This is a genomic window from Acinetobacter sp. FY731 (genome assembly GCF_059515905.1).
This window is the reverse complement of record NZ_JCAKNB010000011.1, coordinates 56,093-64,023: the sequence shown is the minus strand read 5'-3', so window position 1 is coordinate 64,023 and position 7,931 is coordinate 56,093. Positions and strand designations below refer to the sequence as shown.

Genomic DNA, 7,931 nt, shown 5'->3' with positions numbered 1-7,931 from the left:
GAATTAATGAGCTGGCGATGACTTACTCTCACATGGGTAACCCCACACTACCATCAGCGCTAAGAGGTTTCACTTCTGAGTTCGGGAAGGGATCAGGTGGTTCACTCTTGCTATTGTCGCCAGCACAACTGTTTATGGACTTATTCGGGTCTTATTTACATCAAATGATGTATGCCTTACTTCGTACCAAATAGAATTCATTAACAGATTATTTGAGTTAAAGTATAAGTTCTAGCGTATTCTGAATCAAGATCAGTCAGTGTTGACTGTTTGGTTTTGAATCGATTTCAGCTTTATACAACAACTGTTTGGGTGTTGTATAGTCAAGCCTCACGAGCAATTAGTATTGGTCAGCTTCACATATCACTATGCTTCCACATCCAACCTATCAACGTCGTAGTCTTCAACGGCTCTTTAGAGGAATAAATTCCTAGGGAAATCTTATCTTGAGGTAGGCTTCCCGCTTAGATGCTTTCAGCGGTTATCCCTTCCGAACATAGCTACCCGGCGATGCGACTGGCGTCACAACCGGTACACCAGAGGTTCGTCCACTCTGGTCCTCTCGTACTAGGAGCAGATCCTCTCAAATTTCCAACGCCCACGGTAGATAGGGACCGAACTGTCTCACGACGTTCTAAACCCAGCTCGCGTACCTCTTTAAATGGCGAACAGCCATACCCTTGGGACCTGCTTCAGCCCCAGGATGAGATGAGCCGACATCGAGGTGCCAAACACCGCCGTCGATATGAACTCTTGGGCGGTATCAGCCTGTTATCCCCAGAGTACCTTTTATCCGTTGAGCGATGGCCCTTCCATACAGAACCACCGGATCACTAAGACCTACTTTCGTACCTGCTCGACTTGTGGGTCTCGCAGTTAAGCGCGCTTTTGCCTTTATACTCTACGCGTGATTTCCGACCACGCTGAGCGCACCTTCGTACTCCTCCGTTACTCTTTAGGAGGAGACCGCCCCAGTCAAACTACCCACCAGACATGGTCCTCGCTCCAGATTATGGAGCAGAGTTAGAACCTCAATATTACCAGGGTGGTATTTCAAGATTGGCTCCACCGAAACTAGCGTCTCGGTTTCAAAGCCTCCCACCTATCCTACACAAGTAAGATCAAAGTTCAATGTCAAGCTGCAGTAAAGGTTCACGGGGTCTTTCCGTCTAGCCGCGGGTACACCGCATCTTCACGGCGAATTCGATTTCACTGAGTCTCTGCTGGAGACAGCGCCCCCATCATTATGCCATTCGTGCAGGTCGGAACTTACCCGACAAGGAATTTCGCTACCTTAGGACCGTTATAGTTACGGCCGCCGTTTACTGGGGCTTCGATCAAGAGCTTCGCTTACGCTAACCCCATCAATTAACCTTCCAGCACCGGGCAGGCATCACACCCTATACGTCCACTTTCGTGTTTGCAGAGTGCTATGTTTTTAATAAACAGTTGCAGGGGCCTGGTTTCTGTGGCTGTCAATAGCTCAGGAAGCAAGTTCCATCACCGTCAACAGCGTACCTTCTCCCGAAGTTACGGTACCATTTTGCCTAGTTCCTTCAGCAGAGTTCTCTCAAGCGCTTTGGTCTACTCGACCTGACCACCTGTGTCGGTTTCGGGTACGATTCCAGTGTAACTGAAGCTTAGAGACTTTTCCTGGAAGTATGGTATCAGCCACTTCGCTAGTAAACTAGCTTGCTATCAGATCTCAGCATAGAGCACCCCGGATTTGCCTAAGATGCATGCCTACTTCCTTCCACCTGGACAACCAACGCCAGGCTGACTTAACCTTCTCCGTCCTCTCATCGCATTACACTGAAGTATTGGAATATTAACCAATTTCCCATCGACTACGCCTCTCGGCCTCGCCTTAGGGGTCGACTCACCCAGCCCCGATTAACGTTGGACTGGAACCCTTGGTCTTTCAGCGTGCGAGTTTTTCACTCGCATTGTCGTTACTCACGTCAGCATTCGCACTTCTGATACCTCCAGCATGCTTCTCAACACACCTTCATCGGCTTACAGAACGCTCCCCTACCACTTGCAATAAATTGCAAATCCGCAGCTTCGGCATATAGTTTTAGCCCCGTTACATCTTCCGCGCAGGCCGACTCGACTAGTGAGCTATTACGCTTTCTTTAAAGGGTGGCTGCTTCTAAGCCAACCTCCTAGCTGTCTATGCCTTCCCACATCGTTTCCCACTTAACTATAATTTTGGGGCCTTAGCTGGCGGTCTGGATTGTTTTCCTCTTGACTACGGACGTTAGCACCCGCAGTCTGTCTCCCGGATAGTACTCATTGGTATTCGGAGTTTGCATCGGTTTGGTAAGTCGGGATGACCCCCTAGCCGAAACAGTGCTCTACCCCCAATGGTATTCGTCCGAGGCGCTACCTAAATAGCTTTCGGGGAGAACCAGCTATCACCGAGTTTGATTAGCCTTTCACCCCTATCCACAAGTCATCCCCTGGCTTTTCAACGACAGTGGGTTCGGTCCTCCAGTTAGTGTTACCCAACCTTCAACCTGCTCATGGATAGATCACCCGGTTTCGGGTCTATACCCAGCAACTAAACGCCCTATTAAGACTCGATTTCTCTACGGCTCCCCTATACGGTTAACCTCGCTACTGAATATAAGTCGCTGACCCATTATACAAAAGGTACGCAGTCACCGAACAAGTCGGCTCCCACTGCTTGTATGCATGCGGTTTCAGGATCTATTTCACTCCCCTCACAGGGGTTCTTTTCGCCTTTCCCTCACGGTACTGGTTCACTATCGGTCAGTCAGGAGTATTTAGCCTTGGAGGATGGTCCCCCCATATTCAGACAAGGTTTCACGTGCCTCGCCCTACTCGACATCATCATATAAGCCCTTTCGTGTACAGGACTATCACCCACTATGGTTGCACTTCCCAGAGCATTCCACTAGAACTTATATGACTTAATGGGCTGTTCCCCGTTCGCTCGCCGCTACTGAGGGAATCTCAATTGATTTCTTTTCCTAAGGGTACTGAGATGTTTCACTTCCCCTCGTTCGCCTCATAAACCTATGTATTCAGTTTATGATACCTACCTTATGGTAAGTGGGTTTCCCCATTCAGAAATCTCCGGATCACAGGATATTTGCCGCCTCCCCGGAGCTTATCGCAGGCTATTACGTCTTTCATCGCCTCTGACTGCCAAGGCATCCACCACATGCACTTAATTACTTGACTATACAACCCCAAACAGTCGTTAACCCTTACAAGTTAGGTTAGCAACAGAGCTTGTCTTACGACTTGCTCATACAGTTGGCGTCTTGTGCATTTAAGCACCGTACAGCTTCAATTAGATTCATATACCAAAACGCTTGATTCAGTTAATTTCGCTAGTACTCATTCTTTCTTTCGATTGAATGAGCATGAACAAATTATTTCAACTCAAATATATTCTGTTAATGATTAATCTAGCCTTCGTCAGGTCTAGACGCTGTGATAAATCACAGAACTTAATAAACAAGATCTTCGATCTCTTTTACTAAATTCTATAATCTAGCAACTTATCTTAATGTATGGTGGAGACTAGGAGAGTCGAACTCCTGACCTCCTGCGTGCAAAGCAGGCGCTCTACCAACTAAGCTAAGTCCCCAGCTTATCATATAGATTCGATGTCTCTGTGTTCTGTACTAATTGCTTAGGTAATCAGATTTGGTGGGTCTGACAAGACTTGAACTTGTGACCCCACGCTTATCAAGCGTGTGCTCTAACCAACTGAGCTACAGACCCTCAGATACATCTTCATGAAGAACAACTTGTTGTGGATTCTTACCAATCGTCAATCTTTCGTTAAGGAGGTGATCCAGCCGCAGGTTCCCCTACGGCTACCTTGTTACGACTTCACCCCAGTCGTCGGCCACACCGTGGTAAGCGTCCTCCTTGCGGTTAGACTACCTACTTCTGGTGCAACAAACTCCCATGGTGTGACGGGCGGTGTGTACAAGGCCCGGGAACGTATTCACCGCGGCATTCTGATCCGCGATTACTAGCGATTCCGACTTCACGCAGTCGAGTTGCAGACTGCGATCCGGACTACGATCGGCTTTTTGAGATTAGCATCCTCTCGCGAGGTAGCAACCCTTTGTACCGACCATTGTAGCACGTGTGTAGCCCTGGTCGTAAGGGCCATGATGACTTGACGTCGTCCCCGCCTTCCTCCAGTTTGTCACTGGCAGTATCCTTAAAGTTCCCACCCGAAGTGCTGGCAAATAAGGAAAAGGGTTGCGCTCGTTGCGGGACTTAACCCAACATCTCACGACACGAGCTGACGACAGCCATGCAGCACCTGTATGTAAGCTCCCGAAGGCACCAATCCATCTCTGGAAAGTTCTTACTATGTCAAGACCAGGTAAGGTTCTTCGCGTTGCATCGAATTAAACCACATGCTCCACCGCTTGTGCGGGCCCCCGTCAATTCATTTGAGTTTTAGTCTTGCGACCGTACTCCCCAGGCGGTCTACTTATCGCGTTAGCTGCGCCACTAAAGCCTCAAAGGCCCCAACGGCTAGTAGACATCGTTTACGGCATGGACTACCAGGGTATCTAATCCTGTTTGCTCCCCATGCTTTCGTACCTCAGCGTCAGTATTAGGCCAGATGGCTGCCTTCGCCATCGGTATTCCTCCAGATCTCTACGCATTTCACCGCTACACCTGGAATTCTACCATCCTCTCCCATACTCTAGCTTCCCAGTATCGAATGCAATTCCTAAGTTAAGCTCAGGGATTTCACATCCGACTTAAAAAGCCGCCTACGTACGCTTTACGCCCAGTAAATCCGATTAACGCTCGCACCCTCTGTATTACCGCGGCTGCTGGCACAGAGTTAGCCGGTGCTTATTCTGCGAGTAACGTCCAAGCATCTAGAGTATTAATCTAGAGCTCCTCCTCCTCGCTTAAAGTGCTTTACAACCAAAAGGCCTTCTTCACACACGCGGCATGGCTGGATCAGGGTTCCCCCCATTGTCCAATATTCCCCACTGCTGCCTCCCGTAGGAGTCTGGGCCGTGTCTCAGTCCCAGTGTGGCGGATCATCCTCTCAGACCCGCTACAGATCGTCGCCTTGGTAGGCCTTTACCCCACCAACTAGCTAATCTGACTTAGGCTCATCTATTAGCGCAAGGTCCGAAGATCCCCTGCTTTCCCCCGTAGGGCGTATGCGGTATTAGCAGCCGTTTCCAACTGTTGTCCCCCACTAATAGGCAGATTCCTAAGCATTACTCACCCGTCCGCCGCTAGAAATCAGTAGCAAGCTACCTATTCCCGCTCGACTTGCATGTGTTAAGCCTGCCGCCAGCGTTCAATCTGAGCCATGATCAAACTCTTCAGTTTAAAATCAGTAGTACCTTTAAAGGGTACCAATCTTGGCTCATCAATTTTCTGACAAATATTTCTCAAATAAACTTCGAGTAATTTCTACCATTAAATCAATGAAAATAATTTCGATTGATCAATCAGTAAAAATCCACACAAGTTGTTCTTCATAATCTCTTAATGATCTTTCTAACACCTCGTCAGTGCTAGAAGCTGAACTTCGATAAACTTAACAACTCAGCACTTCGTGCTTCGTTTGTTTCCGTCTATCTCGTCGGTATGGGGTCATTATAGGGCAATTTCCTACACGTGCAAGCGCTTTTAACCTCTTGTTTTAACGAGTGTTGTATTTTTACGCACCATTTTGAATCAAAAATACACAAAACCTAAGCTAACCCATTAATATTTCACATAAATATTAAACTTTAATTAAAACACATTTTTATATGCATTTTTTAATTTGTTGGTGCTTTTATCTGCATATTGATAATTTCAACAGATTTTACAGGAACATCTTGATGAGATAGCTTATTCTGAGTAGGCACTTTTGAGATCTTATCTACAATGTCCATCCCTTTCGTTACCTTACCGAAGACGGCATATCCTGGATTTCGTGCTGATTTGTTTAAAAAGTCATTATCTTTTAAATTAATGAAGAATTGACTTGATGCTGAATTTGCATCATTACGGCGTGCCATAGCAATAGTGCCACGTTCATTCAATAAGCCATTGCTAGATTCATTCAAAATTGTATTTGCTGTTTCTTTTTCCTGGAGGTCTTTAGTCATTCCACCACCCTGAATCATAAATTCAGGAATTACGCGATGGAAAATAGTTCCGTTATAAAAGTCACTCTTTATATAGTGGTTAAAGTTTTCTACTGTGACAGGTGCTTTATCGTCATAAAGCTCAATCTCTATAACGCCTAAAGATGTTTTCATTTCTATAATAGTATTTGCTGCCATTACGCCAATACTTGCGACACCCATTGTCATCGCCAGAATAATTTGCTTTAACATTTGATACCTATAATCCTCAGATCTATTTCATTCATAACGCATCATGCGCATTTGTAGTAATACATCTGCTTTTAAATACTAAATTTGTTGAAAGTTTACGCTATAATAACAGAAGCATATATTTCTACTTTTAGACTAGAAAAATAATAAGTCAAAAATCCCTAGATTCGCTCCCTTTAAACAAACGATGTAGTGAATAAATTATTTTGTTTAATCGCTGTTTCACGTGGAACAACTTTTGAGCAATTTATAGTTTCTGTTGTTGATCCCAAAACCATCTAAAGTTTTTCGCAATCTCAATAGTAATGTTTTTCGCTCGTGTAGAGATAAATGTTAAATTTATAAAACCATGTGTTTGGTCTTGATAATCCATATATGCAACATTTATACCTTTTTGCTGCAACTTATGAACATAGATTATCGCTTCATCATGTAAAACATCATGCCCTGCTGAAAATATGTAAGCTGGTGCAATATTATTTACATCTCCATGAATAGGAGAAACCAAAGGATCATCCAATTCAAAACCATGTTGTTCTACATAAAATTGAGTAACATGTTCAATATCTGACTCCGTTAAAACTAAACCCTCTTTATAAGAAAAAAATGATGGATGACGGTTTTTAAAATCTACCGTTGGATAAATAAGAAGTTGTGCTTCTGGTGCATAGGCTTCAAGTTTTGTTCTTTGAGCGACAACTGTCGCTATATTTCCACCCGCACTATCACCTGCAACAGCAATGCGATTATTTAATATGTTAAAACGAGCTTTATTTTCATAAATCCAAATCAATGCTTCTTCACAACTTTGAATTAATTGCCTAGGACTCGCTTCTGGTGCAAGTGGATAATTCACACTTATAATTTGGGCATTTGCATGGACTGCTAATAATCGGCAAGCTTCATCGTGTGTATTTATACTTCCTACAACAAAACCACCCCCATGATAAAAAATAATAAGTGGCAACTTTTGATTTGGTGCAGGATGATAATGTCGAGCTTGTATCTCTCCACCTGTTAAAGGAAGTTGAATTGTTTCTACCTGTTTAACAAACGTTGGCTGAGTAGCAATTGAATACATTTGTGATTCAAAAGCCATTCTTGAAGCTTCAACATCTGCACCAATGAAACCAATCTTTCCTTGTTTAAGCTGAGCCGCCATCATACTTTTTATAAAAGGATCAAGATTTGGATATTGATAAGGATACGATAATGCTTTGGCTAGAGTATCTTGAATATTGCTAGGAACTTTATTTAAGAGTCTTGCTGCAAAACCCTGCCCCTTTTCCATTTTATTTTTTATTCTTGAATAAATAGACAAAACTATCACCTTTAAGACACAGCTTTTATGTATTTATATCACCTACACATCAACTAAACAGCTTATATCGTCACAATAAAAATGAGATTCCAAGAAAATAATAACTAAAAGCTTTAAAGCCCAAATAAAATAACCCTGAAGATAAAAATTATCTTCAGGGTTATTTTTGGGAGAGATCAACGTTCATGTCAGCACTTTCTATTTCTCAACAATAAAGTGCGTTCATGTAAAAGTATAAAAAAAGGCTCACC

General features: G+C 44.0%; 2 protein-coding genes, 2 tRNA genes and 3 rRNA genes. All 7 read right to left on the bottom strand.

Features of this window, described 5'->3' with window-relative positions:
- Positions 1 to 9: 9 nt before the first annotated feature.
- A 5S ribosomal RNA gene (rrf, locus tag AC5YC8_RS12350) occupies positions 10 to 124 on the bottom strand.
- 195 nt (positions 125 to 319) lie between these two features.
- Positions 320 to 3,210: ribosomal RNA gene (locus AC5YC8_RS12345) — 23S ribosomal RNA — on the bottom strand.
- Positions 3,211 to 3,546: 336 nt separating this feature from the next.
- Positions 3,547 to 3,622 (bottom strand) — tRNA-Ala (locus AC5YC8_RS12340).
- 60 nt (positions 3,623 to 3,682) lie between these two features.
- Positions 3,683 to 3,759: transfer RNA gene (locus tag AC5YC8_RS12335), tRNA-Ile, on the bottom strand.
- A 61-nt stretch (positions 3,760 to 3,820) separates the two neighbouring features.
- A 16S ribosomal RNA gene (locus AC5YC8_RS12330) occupies positions 3,821 to 5,358 on the bottom strand.
- Together the 16S, 23S and 5S rRNA genes with 2 tRNA genes alongside form the textbook arrangement of a ribosomal RNA operon.
- Positions 5,359 to 5,795: 437 nt before the next feature.
- Complete coding sequence (locus tag AC5YC8_RS12325; protein WP_496119049.1) at positions 5,796 to 6,359, bottom strand: peptidylprolyl isomerase; 564 nt, start codon at positions 6,357 to 6,359, stop codon at positions 5,796 to 5,798.
- A 247-nt stretch (positions 6,360 to 6,606) separates the two neighbouring features.
- Positions 6,607 to 7,650, bottom strand: coding sequence for an alpha/beta hydrolase (locus tag AC5YC8_RS12320; RefSeq protein WP_496164726.1), 1,044 nt, complete (start codon positions 7,648 to 7,650; stop codon positions 6,607 to 6,609).
- Between the last annotated feature and the right edge of the window lie 281 nt (positions 7,651 to 7,931).